General features: G+C 66.8%; 27 protein-coding genes. 16 read left to right on the top strand and 11 right to left on the bottom strand.

Going from position 1 to position 26996, the window contains the following annotated elements; all coding sequences use genetic code 11:
* Positions 1 to 290: 290 nt before the first annotated feature.
* Positions 291 to 1277 carry a DeoR/GlpR family transcriptional regulator gene (locus RHOSA_RS23405; RefSeq protein WP_081728819.1) on the top strand — a complete coding sequence of 329 codons (987 nt, stop codon included), beginning with the start codon at positions 291 to 293 and terminating at the stop codon, positions 1275 to 1277.
* Positions 1278 to 1340: 63 nt separating this feature from the next.
* Positions 1341 to 1823, top strand: coding sequence for an SRPBCC family protein (locus RHOSA_RS23410; protein WP_051432294.1), 483 nt, complete (start codon positions 1341 to 1343; stop codon positions 1821 to 1823).
* 1 nt (position 1824) lies between these two features.
* Here RHOSA_RS23410 and RHOSA_RS23415 read toward each other — a convergent pair whose 3' ends face one another.
* On the bottom strand, positions 1825 to 3489 hold the full coding sequence (locus tag RHOSA_RS23415; RefSeq protein ID WP_081728820.1) for a sensor histidine kinase: 1665 nt from the start codon (positions 3487 to 3489) through the stop codon (positions 1825 to 1827).
* A gap of 547 nt (positions 3490 to 4036) precedes the next feature.
* Here RHOSA_RS23415 and glpD point away from each other — a divergent pair.
* Genes glpD through RHOSA_RS0117815 form a run of 3 tightly spaced genes read left to right on the top strand, consistent with a single transcriptional unit; the run spans position 4037 to position 7849 of the window.
* Positions 4037 to 5638 (top strand): glycerol-3-phosphate dehydrogenase, encoded by a 1602-nt coding sequence (glpD, locus tag RHOSA_RS23420; protein WP_081728821.1) that lies wholly within the window; start codon positions 4037 to 4039, stop codon positions 5636 to 5638.
* A complete protein-coding gene (locus RHOSA_RS0117810; RefSeq protein ID WP_027289738.1) occupies positions 5635 to 6753 on the top strand; it encodes an ABC transporter ATP-binding protein in 1119 nt (372 codons plus the stop codon). The genes glpD and RHOSA_RS0117810 overlap by 4 nt, the downstream gene beginning before the upstream one ends.
* Before the next feature lie 13 nt (positions 6754 to 6766).
* Positions 6767 to 7849, top strand: coding sequence for an ABC transporter ATP-binding protein (locus RHOSA_RS0117815; RefSeq protein ID WP_027289739.1), 1083 nt, complete (start codon positions 6767 to 6769; stop codon positions 7847 to 7849).
* A 325-nt stretch (positions 7850 to 8174) separates the two neighbouring features.
* On the opposite strand, the gene RHOSA_RS0117820 is transcribed toward RHOSA_RS0117815, so the two are convergent.
* On the bottom strand, positions 8175 to 9557 hold the full coding sequence (locus RHOSA_RS0117820) for an IS1380 family transposase (protein ID WP_027289740.1): 1383 nt from the start codon (positions 9555 to 9557) through the stop codon (positions 8175 to 8177).
* 116 nt (positions 9558 to 9673) lie between these two features.
* Between RHOSA_RS0117820 and RHOSA_RS0117825 the strand changes: the two genes are divergently transcribed.
* The 4 genes from RHOSA_RS0117825 to RHOSA_RS0117840 all read left to right on the top strand — a co-directional run bounded on the left by RHOSA_RS0117825 (position 9674) and on the right by RHOSA_RS0117840 (position 13609).
* Positions 9674 to 10489: a carbohydrate ABC transporter permease gene (locus RHOSA_RS0117825; RefSeq protein WP_244880664.1), complete on the top strand. Its 816-nt coding sequence runs from the start codon at positions 9674 to 9676 to the stop codon at positions 10487 to 10489.
* 3 nt (positions 10490 to 10492) lie between these two features.
* Complete coding sequence (locus tag RHOSA_RS0117830; RefSeq protein ID WP_027289742.1) at positions 10493 to 11296, top strand: carbohydrate ABC transporter permease; 804 nt, start codon at positions 10493 to 10495, stop codon at positions 11294 to 11296.
* A 75-nt stretch (positions 11297 to 11371) separates the two neighbouring features.
* Positions 11372 to 11650, top strand: a complete 279-nt coding sequence (locus RHOSA_RS0117835; RefSeq protein ID WP_027289743.1) for a DUF2160 domain-containing protein — start codon at positions 11372 to 11374, stop codon at positions 11648 to 11650.
* 291 nt (positions 11651 to 11941) lie between these two features.
* Entirely contained in the window at positions 11942 to 13609 is a 1668-nt protein-coding gene (locus RHOSA_RS0117840; protein WP_156092904.1) for an ABC transporter substrate-binding protein, read from the top strand.
* Positions 13610 to 13706: 97 nt separating this feature from the next.
* Here the strand turns inward: RHOSA_RS0117840 and RHOSA_RS0117845 are convergent, their stop codons facing one another.
* Positions 13707 to 13946 (bottom strand): hypothetical protein, encoded by a 240-nt coding sequence (locus tag RHOSA_RS0117845; protein WP_027289745.1) that lies wholly within the window; start codon positions 13944 to 13946, stop codon positions 13707 to 13709.
* Between the two features lie 333 nt (positions 13947 to 14279).
* On the opposite strand from RHOSA_RS0117845, the gene RHOSA_RS0117850 reads away from it, so the two are divergent.
* From RHOSA_RS0117850 to RHOSA_RS25280, 3 genes are all read left to right on the top strand, one after another.
* Entirely contained in the window at positions 14280 to 14705 is a 426-nt protein-coding gene (locus RHOSA_RS0117850; RefSeq protein WP_215905021.1) for a TM2 domain-containing protein, read from the top strand.
* A gap of 91 nt (positions 14706 to 14796) precedes the next feature.
* Positions 14797 to 15192 carry a TM2 domain-containing protein gene (locus tag RHOSA_RS24880; protein ID WP_169816650.1) on the top strand — a complete coding sequence of 132 codons (396 nt, stop codon included), beginning with the start codon at positions 14797 to 14799 and terminating at the stop codon, positions 15190 to 15192.
* Positions 15193 to 15436: 244 nt separating this feature from the next.
* A complete protein-coding gene (locus RHOSA_RS25280) occupies positions 15437 to 15592 on the top strand; it encodes a hypothetical protein (RefSeq protein WP_156092812.1) in 156 nt (51 codons plus the stop codon).
* Between the two features lie 56 nt (positions 15593 to 15648).
* On the opposite strand, the gene modC is transcribed toward RHOSA_RS25280, so the two are convergent.
* Both modC and modB read right to left on the bottom strand, forming a co-directional pair.
* The gene (gene modC, locus RHOSA_RS0117865; protein WP_027289748.1) at positions 15649 to 16740 is read right to left on the bottom strand and encodes a molybdenum ABC transporter ATP-binding protein; all 1092 of its coding nucleotides are present in this window, start codon (positions 16738 to 16740) and stop codon (positions 15649 to 15651) included.
* A 12-nt stretch (positions 16741 to 16752) separates the two neighbouring features.
* The gene (modB, locus tag RHOSA_RS0117870) at positions 16753 to 17445 is read right to left on the bottom strand and encodes a molybdate ABC transporter permease subunit (protein WP_027289749.1); all 693 of its coding nucleotides are present in this window, start codon (positions 17443 to 17445) and stop codon (positions 16753 to 16755) included.
* A gap of 304 nt (positions 17446 to 17749) precedes the next feature.
* Between modB and nifE the strand changes: the two genes are divergently transcribed.
* Genes nifE through RHOSA_RS23435 form a run of 4 tightly spaced genes read left to right on the top strand, consistent with a single transcriptional unit; the run spans position 17750 to position 21628 of the window.
* On the top strand, positions 17750 to 19120 hold the full coding sequence (gene nifE / locus RHOSA_RS0117875) for a nitrogenase iron-molybdenum cofactor biosynthesis protein NifE (RefSeq protein WP_027289750.1): 1371 nt from the start codon (positions 17750 to 17752) through the stop codon (positions 19118 to 19120).
* Positions 19117 to 20535: a nitrogenase iron-molybdenum cofactor biosynthesis protein NifN gene (nifN, locus tag RHOSA_RS23425; RefSeq protein WP_051432298.1), complete on the top strand. Its 1419-nt coding sequence runs from the start codon at positions 19117 to 19119 to the stop codon at positions 20533 to 20535. The genes nifE and nifN overlap by 4 nt, the downstream gene beginning before the upstream one ends.
* Before the next feature lie 31 nt (positions 20536 to 20566).
* Entirely contained in the window at positions 20567 to 20974 is a 408-nt protein-coding gene (nifX, locus tag RHOSA_RS23430) for a nitrogen fixation protein NifX (RefSeq protein WP_051432299.1), read from the top strand.
* Positions 20975 to 21022: 48 nt separating this feature from the next.
* Positions 21023 to 21628: a nitrogen fixation protein NifQ gene (locus RHOSA_RS23435; RefSeq protein ID WP_051432300.1), complete on the top strand. Its 606-nt coding sequence runs from the start codon at positions 21023 to 21025 to the stop codon at positions 21626 to 21628.
* 34 nt (positions 21629 to 21662) lie between these two features.
* Here RHOSA_RS23435 and RHOSA_RS0117895 read toward each other — a convergent pair whose 3' ends face one another.
* The 6 genes from RHOSA_RS0117895 to nifV are packed head-to-tail and all read right to left on the bottom strand — an operon-like array spanning position 21663 to position 26996.
* Positions 21663 to 22070 (bottom strand): iron-sulfur cluster assembly protein, encoded by a 408-nt coding sequence (locus tag RHOSA_RS0117895; RefSeq protein WP_051432301.1) that lies wholly within the window; start codon positions 22068 to 22070, stop codon positions 21663 to 21665.
* 48 nt (positions 22071 to 22118) lie between these two features.
* Positions 22119 to 23420 carry an FAD-dependent oxidoreductase gene (locus RHOSA_RS0117900; RefSeq protein ID WP_027289752.1) on the bottom strand — a complete coding sequence of 434 codons (1302 nt, stop codon included), beginning with the start codon at positions 23418 to 23420 and terminating at the stop codon, positions 22119 to 22121.
* A gap of 16 nt (positions 23421 to 23436) precedes the next feature.
* Positions 23437 to 24579 carry an electron transfer flavoprotein subunit alpha/FixB family protein gene (locus tag RHOSA_RS0117905; protein ID WP_027289753.1) on the bottom strand — a complete coding sequence of 381 codons (1143 nt, stop codon included), beginning with the start codon at positions 24577 to 24579 and terminating at the stop codon, positions 23437 to 23439.
* Between the two features lie 24 nt (positions 24580 to 24603).
* Positions 24604 to 25464 carry an electron transfer flavoprotein subunit beta/FixA family protein gene (locus RHOSA_RS0117910; RefSeq protein ID WP_027289754.1) on the bottom strand — a complete coding sequence of 287 codons (861 nt, stop codon included), beginning with the start codon at positions 25462 to 25464 and terminating at the stop codon, positions 24604 to 24606.
* A 3-nt stretch (positions 25465 to 25467) separates the two neighbouring features.
* Positions 25468 to 25785 carry a nitrogenase-stabilizing/protective protein NifW gene (gene nifW / locus RHOSA_RS0117915; protein ID WP_027289755.1) on the bottom strand — a complete coding sequence of 106 codons (318 nt, stop codon included), beginning with the start codon at positions 25783 to 25785 and terminating at the stop codon, positions 25468 to 25470.
* A complete protein-coding gene (gene nifV / locus RHOSA_RS23440) occupies positions 25782 to 26996 on the bottom strand; it encodes a homocitrate synthase (protein WP_081728823.1) in 1215 nt (404 codons plus the stop codon). The genes nifW and nifV overlap by 4 nt, the downstream gene beginning before the upstream one ends.

Raw genomic sequence — 26996 nt, forward strand, 5'->3', positions numbered from 1 at the left:
AGAGTGGCCGAACTTCCTGACGACATGTTTCCGGTGATTATTCTACCATACCCATGTGATCTCGATCACACAGATGCCCGACATAGCAGGTCCGATTTGGCATGGTGTCGCGGTTGCGTCGTCTTTGAAGCTATGATTCCGAGCATGCTTGCATGCGCTGTCAAGCGCGAGGCGCACACTTCCCAGTTAGAAACTCACTCCAAACGATATCCGCGCTTTGAAACCTGCCGATTCCCACGTGCGCGCGAACCCCTTAGGGTGAAGACCGTTACGACGCAGAGAGCCGGTTGATGTCGCATTCCCTGAAGAAACCGCCAGACGCGGCCCCGGAACCGCAGAGCGACTCCGAAACGGCCGTCCGCGCGGAGGCCACCCCCCGTCCCGAGGGCGATCCGGCTCCAGCCGCCCCGTCCGATTCCGGTGCGGGCAATCAGGCGACATGCCGGCAGCCGACCGCGCGCCAGGAGCGCATCCTGGAACTGGTGCGCCGACGCGGCTTCGTCTCGATCGACGCGCTGGCGCGGACCTTCGAGGTAACGCCGCAAACGATCCGGCGCGACATCAACCAGTTGTGCGAATTGGAGCTGCTGCGCCGCTACCACGGCGGCGCCGGTCTGCCGTCCAGCGTGGAGAACCTCGCCTATCAGACCCGACAGGTACTGTGGCAGGGCGAGAAGCAGGCGATCGCCCGGGCGCTCGCCGAGCAGGTCCCGGACGAAGCCTCGCTGTTCATCAACATCGGCACGACGACGGAGGAGGTCGCCAAGGCGCTGATGGGCCATCGCGGCCTGCGGGTGATCACCAACAACCTGAACGTCGCCTCGATCATGTCGTCCAAGGCGGACTTCGAGGTGACCGTGGCCGGCGGCCTGGTCCGCACCCGCGACCGTGGCATCGTCGGCGAAGCGGCGATCGACCTGATCGGCGAATTCAAGCTGGACTTCGGGATCATCGGCATCTCCGGCATCGACGCCGACGGCACGCTGCTCGATTTCGATTACCGCGAGGTGCGCGTGGCGCGGGCGATCATGGAGAATTCGCGCCAGGTCTTCCTGGTGGCCGACCATACCAAGTTCGGCCGCAACGCCATGGTGCGCCTGGGGAGCCTGACCCAGCTCTCGGCCGTATTCACCGACCGCAGCCCGCCGGCGCCGATCCGCGACTTGCTCAAACAGTCCGAGGTACAGCTGCACATCGCCCCGGCCCCGGTCGACAGCCAGTCCGCCGCCGACGGCACCCCACGCGACCCGGACGTGGCACCCGCTGGAACGCCTTAACACGCGCAACTGGAAACCCGCCAGGAGCTCAAAACGGGTTGCACATTCTTTGGAGAGCTGATCATGACGTCGGATGACGATACGGTGACCCGAACTGTGATCGTCCCGCTCGCCCCCGCAGAAGTGTGGACGCTGTTCGTCGCCCGGTTTCAGGATTGGTGGCCACAAGCCTACTCCTTCAGTCAGGACCGGCTGTCGACGATCGGCATCGAGCCAAAGTCCGGCGGCCGCTGCTTCGAGCGTGACGTCAAAGGCCAGGAAATCACCTGGGGCACGGTCACCAAAGCGGACCCTCCCGATCACCTGGCCTTCCTATGGCAAATCACCGCGGACCGCCGGATCGAACCAGACCCCGCCCAAGCCAGCGAGGTGGAGGTCGCTTTCGAAGCCACCGACACCAGCACGCGCGTAACCCTGACCCACCGGGCTTTCCAGCGTCACGGGGACGACTGGCGCGCCTATCGCGACGGCATGGCTTCAGAGCAGGGATGGCACTACTGCCTGGACTGTCTTGCCGATGCCGCCCGAACTGCGGGTTACTCCTGACTCAGGACTTCCCATCAATCCGCGGGATGTAAATGCAGGCGCAGGCACCGCCATGCGGCCGGTTCCCGGCAACAAGCTTGCCGCGCATGCGCTCGGCCAGCGCCTTGGTGATCGCCAGCCCCAAGCCGGTCCCGGACGGCCGCACGTTCGTCAGGCCGGCCTCAACCAAGAAGGGTTCGCCTAACTTCTCCAGCAGTTTCTGCGGAAAGCCGGGTCCGCGATCCTTCACGGAAAACCGCACAGCCTGGCCGTCTTGCCCCTGTAGGTCCGACAGCGCGGCGTGTAACGAGACCTGGCCACCATCTGGCGAGAACTTCAGCGCGTTGGACAGCAGGTTGAGCAGCCCCTGGTACAGGGCGCGCCGGTCGGCGTGCACCTGCACGCCCTGCACCTCCGCCGTGTCGACCGAGATCGCGATCGACCGCTCGGCAGCGATCGGCTGGACCGCGGCGACCGCCCCGACGACCGCCGCTTGCGCGTCCTGCGCGCCAAGATCCAGCGGAAAAGCGTCGTTTTCGATCCGGGCCAGATCGAGAATGTCGTTAATCAGATCAAGCAGATAGCTACCGCTGGCGTGAATATGCTCGACATACTCACGCAGCTTCTCCGGCGAGAGCGTCGTCTGCATGGTACGCAGCAGATCGGCGAACCCCAGGATGGCGTTGAGCGGGGTGCGCAGCTCGTGGCTCATGTGCGCCAGAAATTCGCTCTTGGCCCGGTTGGCATTCTCTGCTCGGCGCAGCGCGGCCTTGGCTTCCCACTCGGCCTGCTTGCGATCGGTGATGTCGCGCACGGTGCCTTCGTAGAACAGCGGCGCGCCGCGCGCATCGCGGACCAAGTAGGCGTTTTCGGAAATCCAGATACGCTCGCCCGTGGCGTGACGGTAGACTTCGCTTTCGAAGTCGCGCACCACCCCGTCGCGTGCCAGAATTTCGCGGAAGGTATCGCGTCGGGTGGGGTCGACGTACCACTCCCGGCCGATGTCAGTCACAGCGGCGAGCTGCTCGGCCTCGGTCGCGTAGCCGTTGAGGGCGCACAGCGCCGGGTTCGCGCGCAACTGCCGCCCGTCCGGGGAAGATCGATAAATCCCCTCGCTCGCGCGCTCGAACATCCGGCGATAGTCGACCTCGGCCTCGCGCAGACGCTGCTGCGTCTCGACCAGATCGGTCACGTCGGCGAGGCTGCCGAAATAGCCAATAACCTCGCCAGCGCGGTTAATGATCGGATTGGCGTGCTCGGATGCCCAGATGGTCGCGCCGTCGATCCGCCGAACCCGCACAATGCGCCCCTGCACGGACTGACCGCGATCGTTCAGCTCGCGCACGTAGGCCTGATCATCCGGGTCGGCGTAGAACGCATCGGCGCGCTTGCCGGCCGCCATCAACTGCTCAGCCGTGTCGAACCCGAGCAACTGGGCAAAGCAGTGGTTGGCGTAGGTATACGCACCCGTGCGCGTAGTCGCGTAGATGCCCACACCGGCATCGGCCAACATGCGCAACAACGTCTCGGGTGAAAGCTGCCCCAATGGGCCGGCTTCACTCGACTGGTCGGACGCGCGCAACGCGAATGGCGCAGAATCGTCTCCGGCGCCTGCGTGGCAGTTGCCGCCCTCACCGATACCGTACGAACGCCGGGGCGCGTCGCCGGCGCGATCAGACGTCGTCATTCGCGACCTCTTACGACACGCGACACCAGTTGGGAGTGTAAAGTGTGCCGAATGACGCGTTAAGACTTACTTGACCATAGGAGTCAACTTCACCGGAGCGTGCATGCGAAGATCCACGTAATGGGTTCGGAAGCGAACATCTAAACGCTCCAATAAGCCGCCTATCGGCAACAATCGCGCCATCTCCTTTCGTATATGTTCGTTTTTGCATGTGCGAAGGCGCGTAAATTTTCACTTTCGAACGGCATTCGGTTGCACCCCCATGACAAATCACCTACGGTGCGACGAACAATCGCGCCACGGGACGTCCGGCTGAGCCGCCGCCCGGGCACGTGCCGCCGCAACCAACGGCGGGGATCACAAGGGCGGGGCGAACCCGTCCGGCGCGCCAGTGCCCAAGCGGGTCAGCCGCTTTTTGCAATGACGCGGCCAAACGGGGACCGACACCCCGTGGGGAGGCAACGTGAGTGACGCTCCGAACGCGCGTCCCGGACGCGCGCCCGCCAGCGCTGATGATACCACCTCGGCCAACCCGCGCGCCGAGGAGATGCCGGTTGACCTGCTGGTGATCGGGGGCGGGATCAATGGGGCTGGAATCGCTCGCGATGCTGCTGGGCGCGGTCTGTCGGTCGTCCTGTGTGAGCAGGCGGACCTGGCGCAAGCGACCTCGTCGGCCAGCACGAAGCTGATCCACGGCGGTCTGCGCTACCTCGAACAGTACGAGTTCCGGCTGGTCCGCGAGGCGTTGATCGAGCGCGAGGTGCTACTCGCCGCCGCGCCGCACATCATCTGGCCACTTACCTTCGTGCTGCCGCACGTCTCCAAGCTGCGCCCGGCGTGGCTGGTACGTCTTGGGCTGTTCCTCTACGACCACCTGGGTGGGCGCAAGCGCCTGCCGGGCTCGCGCGGGGTCGATTTCACCAAGGATCCCTACGGCGCGCCGCTGAAACCCGAGATCACCAAGGGCTTCGCCTATTCCGACTGCTGGGTCGAGGACAGCCGTCTGGTCGTCCTCAACGCGCAGGACGCGCGCGAGCGCGGCGCGGACGTGCTGACCCGCACCGCCTGCCGACGTGCGCGGCGCGGCGCGGATGGACTGTGGCACGTCACGCTGGAAGCGACGGGTCCCGGCGGCGAAAACCGAGACTTCAAGGCACGCGCGGTGGTCAACGCAGCCGGCCCCTGGGTAACCCAGGTGCTGGGCCAGGTCACCGGACTGAACCGACCGGTCGGGCTGCGGTTGGTCAAGGGCAGCCACCTCGTCGTCCCCAAACTGTACGAGGGCGACCAAGCCTACATCCTGCAGAACGACGACCGGCGGATCGTCTTCGCGATTCCGTATGAACGCGATTACACGCTGCTCGGGACCACCGACAAACTGTTCGAAGCCGACCCCGCGCAGGTCGAGATCGACACTGACGAGATCGAATACATCTGTCGCGCGGCGAACCGGTACTTCAGACAGCAAGTCACACCGGCGGACGCGATCTGGCACTATTCCGGCGTGCGGCCGCTGTACGACGATGCCAACGAGAACGTCTCGGCCGTCACCCGCGACTACGTGTTCGACGTCGACGGCGGCCTCCAGACAGACGCCGAGGGCGACGGCGGCGATGGCACCCCGCCGCTGCTCTCCGTGTTCGGCGGCAAGATCACGACCTATCGCAAGCTGGCCGAACACGCCCTGGACAAGCTGCTGCCGCTGTTGGGCGACCATGGTCAGTCCGCTGGGGCGTCCTGGACCCACGACGCGCCGCTCCCCGGCGGCGACATCGCGGATGCCGACTTTGACGCCTACCTCGCCGACCTGCAGCGCCGCCATGCCTGGCTGCCGGATTATCTGGCGCGGCGCTACGCCCGCGCCTACGGTACCCGGACGGAACGCATTCTGGCGGGGGCACAGAGCCTGGACGACCTGGGACCGCATATCGGCGACGAGCTGTACGGGGCGGAAGTGCGTTACCTGCAGGAGCAGGAATGGGCCCGCACCGCCGACGACATCCTGTGGCGGCGCTCCAAGCTGGGCCTGCATTTGTCCGCGGCGACCCAGGACGCGCTGGCCGCCCACCTCGGCGAAACCGGTGGCGCCAGGACCGGCGACGGCGCCCGCCTGAAATCCGCGCGCAGCCAGGGGATGGCCGCGAAATGACGCTGACGCTGACAAACGTCACCAAGACCGTCGCCGGCGAGACCCACCTCGCTGACATCTCGACGGAACTGCACCCTGGCGGGTTCTACATCCTGCTGGGACCGACGCTGGCCGGGAAAACCTCGCTGATGCGGCTGATGGCCGGCCTCGACCGCCCGAGCGACGGGCGGATCGAGATGGACGGCCAGGACGTGACCAAAACGCCCGTGCGCAAGCGCAACGTGGCGATGGTCTACCAGCAGTTCATCAACTACCCCTCGTTCACGGTCTACGACAACATCGCCTCGCCGCTGCGCCGCTCCGGCGTGCCGGCCGATCAGGTCGACCAAAAGGTGCGCGAGGCGGCCGAAACGCTGAAAATGAGCCACCTGCTGGACCGCCTGCCGGGCGAACTGTCGGGCGGCCAGCAACAGCGCACCGCGCTCGCCCGCGCGATGGTCAAGGATAGCGACCTGCTGCTGCTCGACGAGCCGCTGGTCAACCTGGACTACAAGCTGCGCGAAGAACTGCGCGTCGAGCTGCGCGAGATCTTCGCCCGGCGCAGCGCGATCGTCGTGTACGCCACGACCGAGCCGGAAGAGGCGCTGATCATGGGCGGCAACACCCTGGTCCTGGACCAGGGCCGGGTGCTGCAGCAGGGCCCGACGACGGAGGTGTTCCGGCATCCGGCCTCGATGCAGGTCGGCCGCTCCTTCTCCGACCCGCCGATGAACTACGCGCTGGGCGAGGTACAGCAGGACGGCAACGGCAACCGCGAGGCCGTGCTGGCCGGCGGCATCCGGCTGCCACTGCAGGATCACCTGTCGAAGCTGCGGCCCGGGCGCTATTACTTCGGCGCGCGCGCCAGCCATCTCTACGTCCAACGCAACCGCAACGACGACCTGTCGTTCAAGGCCTCGGTCACGCTGTCCGAGATCTCCGGCTCGGAGACCTTCATCCACGTCGATTTCGGCGAAGACCAGGACTGGGTCTGCCAGGAGGAAGGCGTGCACAGCTTCGAGCTGGGCCAGCAGATCGACGTCTTCGTGAACCCGCGCGACGTCTACGCGTTCGACACCGATGGCTGGCTGGTCGCCTCGCCCGAGCGCGAGAAGACCCGCCAGGCCGCGCAGTAGGAAAGGCCCATCGATGTCCCGGATCGTCTTGGACCAGGTCGCCCACAGCTACCTGCCCCATCCGCAGACGGAGGCGGACTGGGCCCTGCGTGAAATGCAGCACGTCTGGGAGGACGGCGGCGCCTACGCGCTGCTGGGTCCATCGGGATGCGGCAAGACCACCCTGCTGAACGTGATCTCCGGCCTGCTGCAGCCAAGCCAGGGGCGGGTGCTGTTCGACGATACCGACGTGACCTCCCTGCCCCCGCAGCAGCGCAACATCGCCCAGGTTTTCCAGTTCCCGGTGATCTACGACACCATGACGGTGGCGGAGAACCTGGCGTTCCCGCTGAAAAACCGAAAGTTCGACCGGACCTACGTCAAGCAGCGGGTCGAGGAAGTCGCCCGCATGCTCGATCTGGAAGGCGACCTGCACAAGAAGGGCGCCCGCCTATCCGCCGATGCCAAGCAGAAAATCTCGCTCGGCCGGGGCCTGGTCCGCGCCGACGTGGCGGCGATCTTGTTCGACGAACCGTTGACCGTGATCGACCCGCAGATGAAGTGGCAGCTGCGGCGCAAGCTCAAGCAGATCCACGAGCAGACCGCGAGCACGCTGGTCTACGTCACCCACGACCAGAACGAGGCGCTCACCTTCGCCGACAAGGTGGTGGTGATGTACGAGGGACAGGTCGTCCAGGTCGGCACGCCGCAGGAACTTTTCGAGCGGCCGGGCCACACCTTCGTCGGCTACTTCATCGGCTCGCCCGGCATGAACCTGCTGGATTGCCAACTCGACGGCAAGGAGGCTGTCGTAAGCGGCGGGCGCGTGCCGTTGGACGCGACGACCGCCGAACGCGCCCACAACGCGACCGGCCGCCTGCAGCTGGGCATCCGCCCCGAATTCCTGGACTTCGACGCGCAGGCCCGCGACGGCCTGCCGGTGCAGGTCGATCAGGTCGACGATCTGGGCAATTACCAGATCCTGACGGTGCGCCTGGGCGGCGAGAGCTTGAAGGTGAAGATCGCCGAGGACGCCGAACCGCCTGGAGAGGACGGAACCCTGAAGTTCCCGCCGGAATGGACCCGGCTCTACGCCGACGGACAGCTGGTCGCCTGACGACATGAAGGCCGGTCGGCCGCCGGCCGGCAAGGGATGCACGCGACGTCGCCAACGCGCCCGGACAAACCGGTGCCGTACCCAAAAAGCGACGCGCCAGGGAGGAGAGACGAGACGCCATGGATAGATGGCCCGATAACAGGGCGTGGTTCCCCCGCTTTTCTCACCAGGGCTTCTGAGCCGTCGTCGTGGGGTGCAGTCGACGGTTGCTGTGTGATCCAGAGCGACGCAGGCATGCCTGATCCTTGCGCCGCGTGGGCGCTACCAGGTCAGTTCGGGTCCAGCGTTGTTGATTGGCGGGTGACGGTAGCGCGGGTCGCGCGGATCAACGGCACAATCGGGCGTGCGCCAGGGCGAACTCCTCAGCATAGGGGCAGGCGGAGGCCATGGCGACGCGGATGCGACGAACGGTGACCGTTACCTGCGCGCCGATCTTCATGAGCTTCAGGCGCAGCGACCCGCAGGTCGCCTTCTCCAGCTGGGTGTGCGCGAGTGCGATCCGGCGCAGGGCCGCGAGCAGGACGTAGGCGATCGACGCGAACCATAGGCGGAGCTGGTTGGCCTTCATGGTCGCCGCGCTGGTGCGGTCGGCGAACATATCCAGCTGACATTCCTTGATCCGGTTCTCCATCTCGCCGCGCGCACAGTAGACCCGCTCGTAGAGCGTCCGGGCATCGACCTCTTTCGCCGGCAGGGACGTCACGACGAACCGCGGGTTGGCGCCGTTCTCGTCGCGGTTCGGCATCCACTCGGCCTTGGCTACCACTCGCCGGCGCCGGGTCCAGCTGTTCAGCGTGGTCCAGCGGAAGTCGGCAAACCGGCGGGCCGGCTTACCGGTCCGCTCCGCCTCATCCTCGGCCCAGGCCAGATCGATGTGGATCTGGTCGACCAGCCTGGCGTTGCGTGCGAGACCGAACAGGAAGTCGACCTTGTTTGTTTCGCACCACGCCATCAGCGCCTCGCGCGTAAACCCGCTGTCACCGCGCAGCAGGATCTTGACCTTAGGCCAGCGCTGGCGGATGCGGCTGACGATACGCGACATCTCCTCGACCGAACCCGCGCTGGCGTCGATGTTGGACCGGCGCAGCTTCGCCGCTATGAGGTGCTCGCCGCAGAACACGTAGAGCGGCAGGTAGCAGTAACAGTCGTAGTAGCCGTGAAAGAACCGTCCTTCCTGGCGGCCGTGGATCGGGTCGTCCGTGGCGTCCAGGTCGAGCGTGATGCGTGCCGGAGGCTTGGCGTGCGCGTCCAGGAAGAGATCGACGAACAGGTGTTCGATCGCGTCCGGATCGTGGGCGATCTTGCGGTACCGGTCGCCGTCGACCGGGGCGTGCTCCAGCCGGTTCAGCGTGCTTTTGCCGGCCAGCGGCGCGCAGCGGGCCCGGCGCGCCTCCAGCCTGCCGAGAACGGGCCCGAGCACCGGGTCACGGCGCAGGTCGTCGTGATCGTTCAGATCCTCGTAGCCGAGCGCGATGCCGAACACGCGCTGGCCGACCAGGGTGCGGACATCATGAACGACGCGACCTGCTGTCCGGCCATCCGTGAAGCAGGCGGCGAACCGGTCAACCAGGTTGATCGCCTTGTCGGTCGCGCCCAGCAGCAGCGCGCCGGCGTCCGAGGTGATCGCCCCACCGCCAAAATCCGCCACCAACTCGCGGCGATCGAGGCGTGCGAAAAGCATAGAGTCCGGGTTACACTGTGTCGGCATCGGGGGCTCCGCTGAGATCGGGTTAAGTGTCTGTTGGCGCTTACACTTTCGCCGATTTCAGACCCCGATGCACCTTCCTTCGTGAGAGATCCGGGTTCCTGGTTCTGCCGGTAGCGGTGCTGGTCGCCTTCTCGGCGATCATCCCGCTGATGACGGTGGTGAACTACTCCCTGCAGGACGCGCTTGGCGGCAGCTACTACTTCGTCGGCACGGAGTGGTTCGAGCAGATGCTCCACTCCGACGCACTGCATGGCGCGCTCAAGCGGCAGTTCATCTTCTCCTTCACCGTGCTCGCGATCGAAATGCCGCTGGGCGTGGCGATCGCGCTCGCCCTGCCCCGGCGCGGCTGGCAGGTGTCGCTCTGCCTGGTGCTGTTGGCCCTGCCGCTGCTGATCCCCTGGAACGTGGTCGGCACGATCTGGCAGATCTTCGGCCGCTCGGACATCGGACTCGCCGGCTGGGCGCTGAACGAGATCGGCATCAACTACAACTACACGGCCGAGCCGCTGGACGCCTGGCTGACCATCGTGGTGATGGAGGTCTGGCACTGGACGCCGCTGGTCGCCCTGCTCGCCTACGCCGGCTTGCAGGCGATCCCGGACGCCTATTACCAGGCTGCCAAGATCGACGGCGCGAGCGCGCTGGCGGTATTCCGCTACATCCAGCTGCCCAAGATGCGCGGGGTCTTAACGATCGCGCTGCTGCTGCGCTTCATGGACAGCTTCATGATCTACACCGAGCCGTTCGTGGTTACCGGCGGCGGTCCGGGTAACTCGACGACCTTCCTCAGCCAGTACCTGACCCGTCTGGCCGTGGGGCAGTTCGACCTCGGGCCCGCCGCCGCCTTTTCGATCATCTATTTCCTGATCATCCTGGTGTTCTGCTACGTCTTCTACCGGGCGCTCGAGGGCATCGGGAAGGGAGCGCCGTAAGCCATGGCCGTCCGCAAACGCTCGATCGCGCTCACCGTTTATCTCGTGGTGTTGATGCTGCCGATCTACTGGCTCATCAACATGTCGCTGAAGCCCAACGCGGAAATCCTGGGCGCGCTGACGCTCTATCCGCACGACCTGACGTTCCAGAACTACATCAAGATCTTCACCACGCCCGATTGGTACCAGGGCTACATCAACTCGATCATCTACGTCGGGCTGAACACGGTGATCTCGCTGGCCACCGCGCTGCCGGCAGCCTACGCCTTCTCGCGCTACCAGTTCATCGGCGACAAGCACTTCTTCTTCTGGCTGCTGACCAACCTGATGGCACCCGCGGCGGTGTTCCTGCTGCCGTTCTTCCAGCTCTACTCCACCTTCGGGCTGATCGACACGCACATCGCGGTGGCGCTTGCGCACTGCCTGTTCAACGTGCCGCTCGCCGTGTGGATCCTGGAAGGCTTCATGCGCGGCGTACCCAAGGAGATCGACGAGACCGCCTACATCGACGGCTACGCCTTCCCGCGGTTCTTCGTGCTGGTGTTCCTGCCGCTGATCCGCTCGGGCATCGGCGTCACGGCGTTCTTCTGCTTCATGTTCTCCTGGGTGGAACTGCTGCTCGCACGCACCCTGACCACGACCGCCGCCAAGCCGATCGGCGCGGTGATGACCCGCACGGTCTCCGCCAGCGGCATCGACTGGGGCCTGCTCGCCGCCGCGGGCGTGCTGACCATCGTGCCGGGCGCGATCGTGATCTGGTTCGTGCGCAACTACATGGCCAAAGGCTTCGCTCTCGGCCGTGTGTAACGGGGCCGCGTCCGGGCAAAACGCCCGAACGCGCGCGAGACGACAACGCGAAAACAGGGATAAAGAGCGGACGCCATGGATCTCAGTTGGATGGCCTGGACCACGCCGACGGCGATCTTCTTCGTCACCATCTTCCTGCTGTTGTGCGGGATGACGGTGTGGGAAGTCGTCCAGCCGACCGTGCCGCGCAAGGGCTTGCTGCCGATGGTGACGACCCGTGGCGACCGCTTCTTCATCAGCCTGCTGTCGGGCGCGTGGCTGCATCTGGCGTGGATGTACTTCACCGACATCACGCTATGGGTGCCGCTGGCGATCATGGCGGTGGGCATGGCCGTGATTCTGCGCTGGGGCTAGAGGGGGCACCCACACGCCCGGGAGCAGAGACGACGGGGACACCTTCCGCCGCGGCGCGCCAAGCGCCCAGGGCGGACGCGGACGCTGCGACGAGCAAGCCTTCCGGCGACGCAGCGCCCCCGCGGTCCCGAAACGCCAAGCACGGAAGGCGCAACGAAACCGGGGAGGTTTCAGATCATGAAATCCCGTACCGCCGACGGGTCCGGCTGGTCCCGTTTCCGGCTCCTTGCAACGACCGGGGCGATCGCCGCCACCGTGGCGCTCGCCGCGGGCACGGCCAATGCCCAGGAGATGTCGTTCGAGGAGCGGATGGACGTCGCCCGCAAGTGGGTCGAGGAAGAGTTCCAACCCTCCACGCTCTCCAAGGAAGAGCAGATGGAGGAGATGGAATGGTTCATCAAGGCCGCGGAGGAGTTCCGCGGCATGGACATCAAGGTGGTGTCCGAGACGATCGCGACCCACGAGTATGAATCAGAGACACTGGCCAAGGCCTTCTCCGAGATCACCGGGATCAACCTGACCCACGAGCTGATTCAGGAAGGCGACGTCATCGAGAAGCTGCAGACGCAGATGTACTCGGGCGAGAACATCTACGATGCGTTCGTCAACGATTCCGACCTGATCGGTACGCACTACCGCTATAAGCAGGTGGTCCCGCTGTCCGACTGGATGGAGGGTGAGGGGTCCGACGTCACCCTGCCCACGCTCGACATCGACGACTTCATGGGCAAGTCGTTCACCACCGGGCCGGACGGCAAGCTCTACCAACTCCCCGACCAGCAGTTCGCCAACCTCTACTGGTTCCGCTACGACTGGTTCCAGGACCCGGAGCTGCAGCAGCGCTTCAAGGACCGCTACGGCTACGAGCTGGGTGTGCCGGTCAACTGGTCGGCCTACGAGGACATCGCCGAGTTCTTCACCGAGCACGTCAAGGAGATCGACGGCCGCAAGGTCTACGGCCACATGGACTACGGCAAGAAGGACCCGTCGCTCGGCTGGCGCTTCACGGATGCCTGGCTGTCGATGGCCGGCGCCGGCGACAAGGGCCTGCCGAACGGCAAGCCGGTCGACGAGTGGGGCATCCGGGTCGAAGACTGCCACCCGGCCGGTTCCAGCGTGGCGCGCGGCGGCGCGACCAACGCCCCGGCCAGCGTCTATGCCCTGCGCAAGTACATCGACTGGCTCGACAAGTACGCCCCGCCGCAGGCCTCCGGCATGACCTTCTCCGAGGCCGGTCCCGTGCCCGCCCAGGGTCAGGTCGCCCAGCAGATCTTCTGGTACACCGCCTTCACCGCCTCGATGGCGAAGCCGGACCTGCCGGTAACCGACGAAGACGGCAACCCGAAGTGGCGCATGGCGCCCTCCCCGCACGGCCCATACTGGGAAGAGGGCATGAAGCTCGGCTACCAGGACACCGGCTCCTGGACGCTGATGAAGTCGACCCCGGTCAAGCGCCGCAAAGCGGCCTGGCTGTACGCCCAGTTCACGGTCGCCAAGACCACCTCGCTGAAGAAGACCCACGTCGGGCTGACGCCGATCCGCGACAGCGACATCCGGCACGAGTCCTTCACCGAGCGGGCGCCCGAGCTCGGCGGTCTGGTCGAGTTCTACCGCTCCCCGGCGCGCGTGCAGTGGACGCCGACCGGTACCAACGTGCCGGACTACCCGAAGCTGGCGCAGCTTTGGTGGCAGAACGTTGCCGAAGCGGTGACCGGCGCCAAAACCCCGCAGCAGGCGATGGACAGTCTGGCCCAGCAGCAGGATCGGGTGATGTCCCGTATCGAGCGGGCCGGCGCCCAGGAAGTCTGCGGGCCGAAGCTGAACGAGGAGCGCTCTGCGGAATACTGGTTCAACCAGCCGGGCGCGCCGAAGCCAGCCCTGGACAACGAGAAGCCGCAGGGTGAAACCGTCAAGTACGACGAGTTGATCCAAAGCTGGGAAGAGGCTCGCCAGGAGTAAGCGGCCAACTTTCCAAGACGCGCGAATAGCTTCTGCCTGAACGGCAAAGCTGGATGGGGCGGGTTCAGTTCAAGGAACCCGCCCCTTCTTTATGCAGCTATTGCAATGGGCCGATTAGGGGCTGGGCAAGCTGCGGGGCCGCGGTCGGCCCTGCGTGGACGGCCGCCACGAGCTGCTCAACGGCGCCCTGCAACCACGGCTCGACCGCCAGGGCCGTCCCTGCCGCCAGTCCAGCGGCAAACAGAAACGGCCAAAGATCAACGTGGCGCTCCAGCGCGGCGCCGCGGAGCGGCTGCGACCGGTAACCCGGGCGACGGCGTAGCACACGGCGGATCATCGCATCCTCCTGTGTTGGACCCTGACAACTTGACTGCGATGATCCGCTCAAAGCCAGTGGCCAAGCTGTGGCCGACGTCACACCCCCGTGACCAACAACTGGCATTTTACGTGCTCTCGGTCTTATTGAGTCATTTTTGTACATACCAATGATCGCACTTAGAAGCCTTCTGGATCGCCCTTGCTGAAAACTAGAACGTGTGCAAGAAGGACCCAGGAGCCGCGAATCGACGCTCTCCTAGTCAAATTGGGGAACTCCACCGGTACTATTAACCTCCGCTGGGACAGCGGCGGTTTTGGTTAGTGTGCCCTTACCATTCGGGGAACAACAAGAATGTCAGACCAGTCACAGTATAACACCGACACAGGAACAGATATTCAGACGCAACCGGTGCAAACCGACAGCGCAGATCAGGTTCCGGCCGGCCAACAAAGCCCGTCCGCCACGAACAATACTTCGATGGTATACTGCAACACGTGCGGCAAAGACATGGCCCGGCTTGCGGAGAGCTGCCCAAGCTGCGGCGCCCCCAACCCGCTCGCTAAGCCTAAACAATCTGAAAAAAGTATGGTCCCTGCTGCCCTGCTTTGCTTCTTCTTCGGGGCTCTAGGTTTCCATCGTTTCTACGTTGGGAAAATCATTACAGGCATCCTGATGATCCTGACATTTGGGGGACTGGGGATTTGGGCCCTGATCGACTTTGTCATGATCATTGTCGGTTCCTTCAAAGACAGCGAAGGGCTGCCGCTCAAGCGCTGACGCTAAGGTCGAGTGCAATTCGTGTATTTGACTCTATGCGTTTTGCGCTCGACCTGATCCACCTGCCCTCATAATTGCTGGAAACCACGTCGTGTATTGTCAGGAATGCGGAAAGGAAATTTCCGCGCAGGCGATCCAGTGTCCCGGTTGCGGATCGGAGGTACGGATCAACAGCCATATTGACCCCAATCCCAGCCCGAAAAATTACGGCGTCGCCGTCGCATTGAGCGGAATCTTCGGGGTCGTCGGCATCCACCACTTCTATCTCGGCAATATCGCCCATGGCGTGCTGGATCTGACCATGCTGATCGGCGGGATCGCCTGTCTCGAGTTCGCCGATCCAGTGCATGGCAGTGATTTATTAGCGTTTGGCGGGCTTTTGCTGTTCGCCGATATCATTCACACGCTTGTGGTCACCTACCGGCTTATTGCGGGAAAGCAACGCGATGGTCAGGGCCGGCGCGTCCTGCCCCCACAGCACGCCTGAGGGAGCTTGACGATGGGCTCCACCGTGGCTTGGTTGCTTGTGGATCGCGTGTCCCACGATCGGTGCCGCTTTCCGACCGATCGGTGTAGTCGCGGTTGGTAAAGCGGCACTGGTGCCCCCTCTCCCGCGCCCGGTTCCCGTGGTCTCGTAGTTTGGCGGACATTCCGGCTTTCGCTAGCCGCGACGACATGCCGGGCTGACGTCGCCGGCGTGCAACGGCATACTGTCCAGCATGTCGATGCACATGCAGCTCACCGATTTGGTGCTGATCCTCTCGGCCGTGGTGCCGATCGTGATCGTTTTCGTCCTGTCGGTGATCGTGGCACGGCGCACTTTCTCGATGCGCAACGCCATGCGCGCACGTAAACGCGCGGCCGGCGACGAAAGCAAGCGGGCGTAGCCCCAAGCTTCACGTCTGGCGCAAGCAGGTCGCAAGGCGTCCCTGCCCCGCGCATCTCATCCCGCGTCATCGATCCGCCGCACGAGCGCCACGCCCTTGATCAGGGCGAAGATCGGCTGCCCCGCCTGGATCTCGAGCAACCGTATCGAACGTCGGGTGACCCGGGCCCACAGCGCGGCGTTGCCGATCGCGACCCGCACGTCGACAAGGGGGCCCTCGTGCTCGGCGAGCGCGGTCACGGTGCCGGCGAGTACGTTCACAAAGCTGGTGTCGGTCGGCGGGGTGCGGGCCAGCGCGACGTCGCTGGCGCGCACGCGCAGACGCACCGTGCTCTCCGGGGGATGCGGCAGGTGCGGGACGAACAGCCGATGGCCGGAAACCGCGAGTTCACTCAGCGCATCGACGGCATGCTGCGCAACCACCCGCGCCGTGAGCAGCGTACAGGCGTCCGGTTCGCCCGTTAAGGCGCGCAAGTCGGGACGCGCGACGACCTCCTCGACCGGGCCGGCGGCAACCACCCCGCCCGCCTCGATCACGACCATGCTGTCGGCAAGCCGGACGATCTCGTCCAGCGCGTGCGAGACATAAACGATCGGCACACCGGCTTGGTCGCGCAAACGCTCGATGAACGGCAGGATGCGTTGCTTGCGCTCCTGGTCGAGCGCCGCCAGCGGCTCGTCCATCAGCAACAGCCGCGGCCCGGCGAGCAGCGCCCGCCCGAGCGCGACCCGCTGACGCTCGCCGCCGGACAGGTCGTGGGGCCTGCGTGCCAACAGGGGCTCGAGGTCGAGCAGGCCGACCACATGGTCCAGCTCTTCCGACCGAACGCCCGCGGGCGCGCGCCGGCGTCCGTAGAGCAGGTTGCCGCGCACGCTGTAGTGCGGGAATAACCGGGCATCCTGGAACACCTGTCCGATCCGGCGCTTGTGCGCCGGCATGTCGATCCCACGCGTCGTATCGAACAGGGTTGTGCCCGAAACCGCGATCCGCCCGCGCGCCGGCCGGAGCAAGCCGGCGATGGCGTGGACGATGCTGCTCTTCCCCGCCCCCGAGCGACCGTACAGCGCGGTGACCCCCCGGTCGGGACAGGCAAACGCGGCGTCCAGATCAAACCCCGGAAACCGTTTCGCGACGGCAATATCCAGCATGTTCACCTCCCGTCAGCCGGTCAGCCGGCGTCGAAGACGACGGGCCAGCAGTTCAGAAGCCGCGAGCGCCAACAGCGCCAGGCCAATCGACAGCACGACCAACCGTACCGCACCGGCTTCCCCGCCCAACTGCTGCACCAGGCTGTAGATCGCCAGCGGCAGCGTCCGGGTCTCCCCCGGGATATTCGAAACGAAGGTGATGGTGGCGCCGAACTCGCCCAGGCTGCGCGCGAAGCCCAGGATCGCGGCGACCAGCAATCCCGGCGCCGCAAGCGGCAGGGTGATCGTCAGGAAACGATCCAGAGGGTTGGCGCCCAGGCCATGCGCCGCGGATTCCAGCCGACTGTCGATCGCCTCGAGCGACAGCCGGATCGCACGGACCATCAGCGGGAAAGCCATCACCCCGGCGGCCACGGCGGCGCCCTGCCAAGTAAAGGCGAGCGTGAGGCCGACCACGTCGTTCAGCCAGCCGCCGAGGGGCCCGTTCCGGCCGAAAGCCAGGAGCAGCAGATACCCGACGACGACCGGCGGCAGCACCATCGGCAGATGCACCAAGCCTTCCAAAAGGGTCTTGCCGGGGAAGCGCCGCCGCGCCAGCAGCCAGGCGGTGGCAAGTGCAAGCGGAAGCGTCACGGTGACCGCCAGCAACGCGACGCGGATGCTGAGCAGCAGGGCCTCCCGTTCAAGCGGCGTGAGATCGGGCATTCGCGAAGCCTCCCCAATCCGGCTGTGACCGCGACGGCACAGCTACCGAGGACGATCAAGCAATGCGCGTGCCAGCCCTTGTCGCGCCCACCCCCAGCCGCTCGGCGCGGGTCACGGACAGAGTGCCCTGTCAGGCAAGCGACACTGTGTCGGATTCCCGACGTGGCGCGCGGCGCCCGCAGCGCGGTGACCACGGCTCGGCCGCGCCCGGCGCGCTGCAATCGAAGCCGGCACGCTTCTTGCTGCCAGTCGCTCAGCGGTTCAGGCGACCGCGCTGACACAAGTGTGAAGCCAGGAGGCTGGCATGGCGGTGGAAACGGGTGTCCAGGATACGCCTGCGACGGCACGGCCGCGCGCGCCCCGGCCCGGCTGCGGCGCGCGGACCGCGAAGCCAACGCCGGGCGCGGCCGCCGGCGGATGCGCCTTCGACGGCGCCAAGGTTGCCCTGCAGCCGATCGTCGATGCGGCGCACGTCGTGCACGGACCGATCGGCTGCGAGGGCAACAACTGGGACAACCGCCACGCGGCTTCCTCAGGCCCGGACCTGTATCGTCGGGGCCTGACCACCGACCTCGGCGAGTTGGACGTGATCGGCGGCGGCGAGGCGAAGCTCCGCGCGGCGATCAACCAAGCCATCACGCAATTCGACCCGCCAGCGGTGTTCGTCTACCAGACCTGTGTCTCCGCCCTGATCGGCGACGATATCCAGGCGATCTGCCACGCGGCAGCGGCGCGCCATGGCCGTCCGGTGATTCCGGTCGAGGCGGCTGGTTTCTCCGGCAGCAAGAACCAGGGCAACCGGATGGCGGGGCAGGCGCTGCTGGATCACGTGATTGGCACGCGCGAGCCTGCCTATACCACGGCGACCGACATCACGTTGATCGCCGAATACAACATCGTCGGGGAATTGTGGCAGCTGACGCCGCTGTTCGAGCGGCTCGGCATTCGCCTCTTGTCCTGCATCACCGGCGACGCGCGTTTCCAGGAGGTGGCGCAGGCGCACCGCGCCCGCGCAGCGATGGTGATCTGCGCGCAGGCGATGGGTGGGGTCGGCCGGCAGCTTCAGGAGCGCTGGGGCGTCCCCTACTTCGAAGGTTCCTTCCACGGCTTGGCCGCGACCGCGAAGGCGCTGCGCAATCTGGCCAGGCTGCTAACCGACCGCGGGGCGCCGGCGGACCTGCCAGCACGAACCGAGGACCTGATCGCCGAGCAGGAGGCCGAGGTCGCCCGACGCTTCGCCCCGCTGCGCGACCGGCTCGCCGGGCGGCGGGTGCTGCTCTACACCGGCGGGCACAAAAGCTGGGCGCTGGTGGCCGCGCTGAAGGAAATGGGCATGGAGGTGATCGGCACCTCCGTGCGCAAGGCGACCGAGAACGACAAGGCCCGCGCCCAGGATCTGCTGGGCAGCGACGGGACGCTGTTCGGCGCGATCCCGCAGCCGGAGATGTACCGCATGCTGCGCGCGGGCGAAGCGGACATCCTGCTGTCCGGCGGGCGGACCCAGTTCGTCGCGCTCAAGGCCCGCAAACCCTGGCTCGACACCAACCAGGAACGCCATCACGGCTATGCCGGTTATGCCGGTTTCCTGACCCTGGCCGAGCAGATCGACCGAACGCTGCACGCCCCGGTTTGGGCACAGATCAACCGCCCCGCGCCCTGGGAGGTCGAGCCATGAGCGCGCGCCCCACGGACGCCAAGCCGCTCACCACCGATCCGCTCAAGGTCAGCCCGCCGCTCGGCGCGGCGTTGGCGCTGCTCGGCATCGATCGCAGCATGCCGCTGCTACATGGCGCGCAAGGCTGCACCGCGTTCGCGTTGGTACTGCTGGTCCGGCACTTCCACGAGCCGATCCCGTTGCAGACGACCGCTTTGGGCGACCTCGAAGTCACGCTGGGCGGCGAAGAGAACCTGGAAGCCGCCGTGCGGACCATCGCCGAGCGCCACCGGCCGGCGGTGATCGGGGTCTGCCCGACCGCGCTCGCCACCACCCGCGGCGAAGACCTCGCCGGCGCGCTGACCCGCATCCGCGAGACCCACGCTGAGCTGTTGAGCGACACGCGGCTGCTCCACATCCCCGCACCGGACTACCTGGGCGGCCTGCAGGAAGGCTGGGCGGCGACCGTGACCAGCCTGATCGACAGCGTCGCGTCGCCCGGAAGCCAACGGGCCCGGCGAGTCAACGTGCTGGCCGGCAGTCAGTTGACGGTGGCGGACCTGGACGACCTGCGGACCACGGTCGAAAGCTTCGGCCTCGATTGTGCCCTGATCCCCGACCTCGCAAGCTCGCTTGACGGCCACATGCCGACGGCCTGGAGCCCGGTGAGCGCGGGCGGCACACCGCAGGCGACGCTGGACACGCTCGGGGACGCGATGGCGACGCTTGCCGTCGGCGCGCAGATGCGCCCGGCGGCCGAACTGCTGGAGGCCCGCACCGGCGTGCCGTCGACGGTGTTCAACACCCTGACCGGCCTGGACGCCTCGGACCAGTTGGTCGCATGGCTCAGCCGCGTCTCCGGCCAGCCGGCCGCGCAGACGGTGCGCCGGGCACGCTCCCGACTGCTGGATGCCCTGGCGGACAGCCATCTCGAAGCCGCCGGCGCGCGCGTGGCGATCGCGGCGGAGCCCGACCTGCTACGCGCGCTGGCCAGATTGTGCCACGACCTCGGTTGTCGCATCCCGCTTGCGGTGACGACGACGCGCGGCCGCGGGCGTCGGACCGGTCCCGACGATGCGTGCCCGCCGGCCCTCGCCGATCTGCCGTGCGGGCACGTGCTCGTCGGCGACCTGGACGATCTGGAACGGGAGGGCACCGCGGTTGGCGGGGTCGACCTGGTGATCGGGCCGTCACCGACCTTGCGGGCCGCCCGCGCGCTCGGCGCGCCGCTGCTGCGCGTCGGCTTTCCGCAGACCGACCGGGTGGGCAGCCAGCATCAGGCCCTAGCGGGCTATTCCGGGACGCGCGCACTCGCCTGCGCCATCGCCAACACGCTGCACGATCATCTGACGCGCGACCTGCTGGGTCCGCCAGACGGGCCGGCACGCCCGCGCGTCGGCTCGGACGCGCACGACATCGGGGCCGCCGCCGACTAGCGGCCCATCGAGCAAACCAAGGAGGCTAGCCATGAAGGTCGCATTGGCAAGCGAGACCCTGACGGCCGTCGACGCGCACTTCGCGAAGGCAGCGAACCTGGCCATCTACGACGTGACCCCGGCGGGCTGGACCTTCGTCACCGCCATCCCGTTCGATCAAGCGAATACGGCGACGGATGTCGACCGTGTGGCCGCCCGCATCGCCGCCCTGGACGGCTGCGTGCTGCTGTTCGTCAAGGGCATCGGCGGCCCGGCGGCCGCGCGTGTGGTGAAGGCGCGCGTTCACCCGATCGCGGTGCAGCAGGACACGGCTGCTGACGCGGTATTGGAGCGCGTGCGCGGCATGTTGGCGGACGGCCCCCCACCCTGGCTGGCCAAACGCCTAACCGCTGACGCACCCCAGACCGCGGCGACCAATCCCCCCGTCGCCGGAGCATAATGGACCTAGTGTGATGTCCTGGACGTGGGGGGTCCGAAGGAGGCGAAAATGACGAACGCCCTCTACACTGACCTGATCTCTGGCGGCACGGGCGAAGCCTTCGACCGCCACGTTTTCGCCGCGGTGATCGCGACCGGGTTCGCGCCGCCGGAGCGGCTGCTGACGGATACGCTCGCTCTGTCGCTGCCGGACCTGACGCGGCTGTTCACCGCCTACTTCCCGCACCGGCTGGACCTTCTGGACGTGCACCCCCGCTGGTCCGGCGAACAGGCAGACGAGTTGGAGGAGCCGTCGCTGCGCGCGCTGCTCTACAACAATCACAGCCCCGAAACGAACGCGGACCACGCCCGCTGGCTGGCGCGCATCATCGCGCGGCGCAGCCTGGGCACGCGCCACTTGTGGGAGGATCTCGGGCTGACCCGCCGGGCCGAGATCGGCGATCTGATGCGCCGCCACTTCGCCCCGCTCGCGGCGCGGAACCCCGGCATGCGTTGGAAGAAATTCTTCTACCGCACGCTGTGCGAGCAGGAAGGCGTGCTGCTGTGCAAGGCGCCGAACTGCCAGGACTGCGCGGACTACCGGCTCTGCTTCCCGCCGCCGGAGGTCCTGGCGGCCGAGGACGCCGCCCGGTCTGCCAATCCAGGCGGCGTTTGACCCCGAGACCTCCGCCCGAAACATCCGGAAAACGTCAGAACCCGAGTGCCAGCAGGGCGTCCTCGCTCATCATCTCCTTGGTCCAGGGCGGCTGCCAGGTCATGGTGACGGAGACCGCGCGAACGCCCGCGAGCTGGGCCACGGTGCGGGCGACCCATTTGGGCATGATCTCGGCCACCGGGCAGCCGGGGGCGGTCAGAGTCATGGTGATCCCGACGTCGCCGGTCTCGGAGACCTCCAGCGCGTAGATCAGTCCCAGATCGTAGATGTTGACCGGCAGTTCGGGGTCATAACAGTCCCGCAGCTTTTCGATCAGCGCCGCGCGGCTGGGCGGCGGCGCCGTCGCGTCCTGCCCGTCGACGCGGGCCGTCAGCCCTTCGGTTTCGGCGGGGTCCTCGGGACCGGCGACGATCGGGCCCGGAATCCGCGGTCGCTTGCTCATCGTACCTCTCCGCCTAGTGAACGGCTGGGAAGCGTACGGCCACACCGCTCAGCGCCAGGCCCGGCCCAGCTTCAGCATGTCGCCGACCAGTCCCCGCAACCGGCGCGTCTCGCGGAACGTGCCGGCGATCTCGCGTTCCTTCTGGCGCTTGGGCGTGCCGTCGACGCGGAACCAGGTATCGGCCGCGCGGGTCAGCAGCTTGGGATAGTCGGTGAAGAAGTGCTTATTGCCTTCCAACAGACGCGGCAAACGCCTGTATTTCTTCAGGTCCGACAGCACGAAGCTGTCTTCCAGGGCCTTGCGGTAGGCTTTGAGGGTCTTGGCTGTGAGCGGCTTGCCAGCGGCCTTGGCGGCAACGACCGTCTCGGCCGCCAGCCGACCCGAGGTCATCGCCATGTTCGACCCCTCGCGGTGGATCGAATTCACGAACTGCGCCGCGTCGCCGGCCACGACCCAACCGTCGCCATAGAGTTGCGGGATCGCGTCGTAATAACCTTCCGGGATCATGTGGGCGGCGTATTCGCGGATCTCAGCACCCGCCAGCAGCGGCGCGATCGCCGGGTGCTGCTTGAAGCGCTCCAGCAGGAAGTGCGGACGTACGCGACTTTCCGCGAAATCGCTGACCATGCAGCCGATCCCGACCGACAGGCTATCCTCGTTGGTGTAGATGAACCCGGTGCCCGCCATCCCGGCGGTGATCGTGCCCGCCGCCTCGATCACCACCCCCTGCCCGTTCTTCAGGTTGAAGCGCTGGTTGATCGTGTCTTCGGACAGGAACATCGTTTCCTTGACCGCAAGCGCGACCTCGCTCGGCTTCAACTCCCGGCGCAGGCCGGCACGGCGCCCCAGCAGGGCGTTCACACCGTCCGCCAGGACGACGACATCGGCGGTGACCTCGCCGTCGGCCCGGTCAGTGGCAACACCGGTGACGCGGCCCTCGGCATCGCGCAGCAGATCGGTAACCGTCGTTTCGCAGATCACCAGCGCGCCGGCTTCGCGCACCTTGGAACTGAACCACTGGTCGAACTTGGCGCGGATGATGGTGTACCGGCTGGCCTTGGCCACATTGGCGTCGGGCGCACGATAATGCGTCCCGACATAGGCGTCGTCGTCCAGCATCCACAGCCGCTGCTCAAGCACCTGGCGCTCCAGCGGCGCCTCCTCCCGGAATTCGGGGATCAGCTTCTCCAGCGGATCGGCGTAGAGGATCGCGCCCTGAACGTTCTTCGCGCCCGGGTACTCGCCGCGCTCGATCTGCAAGACGGACAGGCCGGCACGCGCCATCACCAGGGCGGCGCTGTTGCCGGCCGGGCCGGCGCCAACCACGATGGCGTCGAAGTGTTCGCTCATGGCGAGGCTCCTCCGGTCAAAGATGCGCGGCGTCCGGTACGGCGACGCGCGGGTCAGATTGCAGCTGACGGGCGAACGCCCGGGTCAGGGCCGGCAGCAGTTCCAGGCAGTTGCCGACCAGGCCGTAGTGGGCGAAATCGAAGATCGGCGCGGCTTCGTCGTTGTTGATGGCGAGGATCATGTCCGCCCCCTCGCAACCGACGCGGTGCTGCACCGCGCCGGAAATGCCGGCGGCAATGTAGAGGCGCGGGCGGATCGTCTTGCCGGTCTGGCCGATCTGGCGGTCGGCGGCCATCCAGCCCTTCTGGATCAGCGGACGCGAACAGCCGTAGTCGCCGCCCAGGGTCTGGGCGAGGTCGATCACGAGTTGGATATTGTCGGGGTGCTGCAGGCCGAGCCCGCCGGCCACGACGATGTCGGCGTAGGCGAGCTGCGCCTGCGCGGTGATGTCGTCGCGGACGAAATCGAGCACCTTGGTGATCACGTCCTGCTCGCTGAGATCGACGGCCTCCCGGATCACCGGGCCGCTGCGGGCGCGGTCGGGAGCCGCCATCTTCATCACGCGCGGCCGGACGGTGGCCATCTGCGGGCGGGCGCTCAGCGTCTGGATCGTGCACAACAGCGAGCCCCCGAAGGTCGGCCGCGTCGCCGCCAGCGCCCGCCCCTGGTCGATCGCGAGTTCCGTACAGTCCGCCGTCAGTCCGGTGCCCAGCCGGGTCGCCACCGCACCGGCCAGGTCACGGCCGAGCACCGTGGCGCCCAACAGCAGAATCTCCGGCGTGTACGCATCGATCAGGGCGCAGAGCGCCGAGGTGTAGGGCTCCGTTCGGTACTGGGCAAGCACGGGGTCGGTCGCCAGGCGCACCGTATCCGCGCCATAATGGAAGGCCTCAGCGGCCGTGGTTTCACTCGCGTGGTCGGCCGGGCCCAGCACCACGGCGGTCAGATCGGTGCCCAGGCTATCGGCGAGCTTGCGGCCTTCCGACAGCAGTTCCCAACTCACCGGATGGACGCGACCATGCTCCTGTTCGACGAAGACCCAGACGCCTGCGTAGGCCTTGAGCACCTCCGGCAACTCCTGGCCGCGCCGAACCCCCTTGCCGGCGGCGTTGGCGGCGGCGGTGCGGCTGCCCGCGCGCTGATTCGTGACCTCGGTCATGGAGCATCTCCTTACGCTTGAGGCTCAAGCTTGCGGCTGGCGCGCGATCGTGCCCCACAGGTCCGGATCGGCGGCCAGCAGGGTGGACACGGCCGCATCGGCGCGGGCGTCCGCGGCGTCGCCATCGGCTTCGATGAACTGCGCCTTCTCCGAGCGCGGCTGCGGCGCGAACATCTTCACCACCTTGGTGGCGGAGCCACGCAGGCCGCAGGTCGCCGTGTCCTCGATTCCCACGGCGGCAGCGTTCCAGGTCGGGATCTCCGTACGCGCCGCACGCAGCACGTCGGGCAGCGCGCCGCGGCGCAGGGTGAAATGACCATCCAGCACCGTGACCAGGCACGGCAGGCGGGTGGCCAGCACCTGCAAGCCCCCCTCCGCCCGGCGGTGAGCCGTGAGCGTCCCGGCGGCCAGATCGATCTCCGGAATCTCGGCGACATAGGTCAATTGATTGAGGCCCAGGCGCTGCGCGATGCCCGGCCCGACCTGGGCGGTATCGCCGTCGATCGTCTGCTTGCCGGTGAGCACGAGATCGACCGGCCGCTCGCGGCCGATCCGACGGATCGCGGCGGTCAGGGTGTAGGAGGTCGCCAACGTGTCCGAGCCGGCGAAGAAACGGTCGCTCATCAGCACCGCCGCATCCGCCCCGTGCCCCAGCGCCTTGCGCAGGGACTCCGCAGCCATCGGCGGGCCCATGGTCAGCACCGTGACCGTGCCGCCGACCCGATCGCGCAGCGACAGGCCGGCTTCCAGCGCTTCCAGGTCGTAGGGATTGATGATGCTGGGCACGCCCTGGCGCATGATCGTATTGGTCTTCGGATCGACGCCGATCTGTGCGCTATCGGGCACCTGCTTGATGCAGACGACGATGTTGAGGCCGTCGGTCATGGCTCAATCTCCACGGGTCGGATCGCTAATGGCATCGAGCGGGACGAAGGTGCGCCCGGCGCCGTCCGTGTCCTGGCGAAACACGGCGAAGACGCGCTCCCGCTGCGGGGTCGAGAGCTGGAAATCACGATGTGCCGCAGCCAGGCAGACTTGCATCGTGGCTCTGTCTGGCGCGTTATGGGCGGCCAGATAATCGTGGAATCGCTGCAGCACGTGCAGCCGACTCACCCGCAAGACCTTGGGGTCATAGGGGACCTGCAGCGCGTCGAAGAAATCCTCCGCCGTGGTCAGGCCGGCCAACTGGTCGTGCACGCTGGTCATCGCACCGGATCCTTCGCCAGAGACCGGTCGGCCGTGGCCGGCGCGAGTGCGACGGGACCGCCTGTGGTTAGGGCGTGCCAGCGACGCAACTCCTCGCCCCCCGGCGCCTGCTTGCTATAGCGGTAATGCGCCCGCAGCAGCGCCAGGATGCGCTGCGCCTGTCCCGGTTCGAGCGGCAGGCCGAGTTCGGTACAGGCATGCACCACGCCGGCGGTCCCGGAATGCTTGCCGAGCACCAGCGTGTGCTGCCGGCCAAGACGTGCCGGATCGAGCCCGGTATAGGTGGCGGGATCGCGCAGCAGGCCGTGAACGTGGGTGCCGCTTTCATGGCTGAACACATGCTTGCCGACCACCGCCTTGTCCGGCGGGACCGCCCGGTTGGCGGTGCCGGCGACCAGGTCGGCGATACCGGTCAGGCAGGTCAGATCGATCCCGGTGGGGTGGCCGAAGGTGGTCGCCAGGGCGACCGCGACCTCTTCCAGGGCGGCGTTGCCGGCGCGCTCGCCCAGGCCGAGTACGGTGACACTGGCGTAGTCCGCCCCGCCGGCGATCGCCGCCAGGGTATTGGCGGTCGCCAGTCCCAGATCGTCGTGGGCATGGATTTCCAGACCGATATCGCTATGCCCACGCAACCAACCGAACAGCTCGCGGGTCCGGAACGGCTCCAGGACGCCCAGGGTATCGGCGACACGGAACCGGATGGCGCCGGCGCCCTGAGCCGCCTCCAGCACCCGAGCGAGGAACGCGGGGTCGGCGCGGGAGGCATCCTCGCCGCCGACGCTGACGAGCATCCCCAGATCGCAGGCGCGCCGCACGAAGTCGGGCAGAGTCGCCAAGACCCAGTCGCGGGTCGCCCCCAGCTTCGCCTTTAATTGCCGGTCCGACACCGGGACCGAGATGTGAACGCGGTCCACGCCGGTCGCCTGCGCGCTGTCGAGATCTTCCCGGCGAAGCCGGCACCAGGCGACGCACGGCGCGGTCAGGCCGAGTTCGCAAAGCGCCCGGATGTCGTCGACCTGATCCGCGCCCATCACCGGGATGCCCGCCTCGATCTCCGCCACGCCGGCCCGATCGAGGGCACTGGCGATCGCCAGCTTGTCGGTGCGCGTGAAGGACACGCCGACGGCCTGCTCGCCGTCGCGCAACGTGGTATCCGCGAGCAGCACCGGCTCCGGAATGGCCGTCGCGCTCGGATGGACGGCGGAGCGCAT

The sequence above is a fragment of the Rhodovibrio salinarum DSM 9154 genome (assembly GCF_000515255.1).
In the GTDB taxonomy this organism is placed as follows: domain Bacteria; phylum Pseudomonadota; class Alphaproteobacteria; order Kiloniellales; family Rhodovibrionaceae; genus Rhodovibrio; species Rhodovibrio salinarum.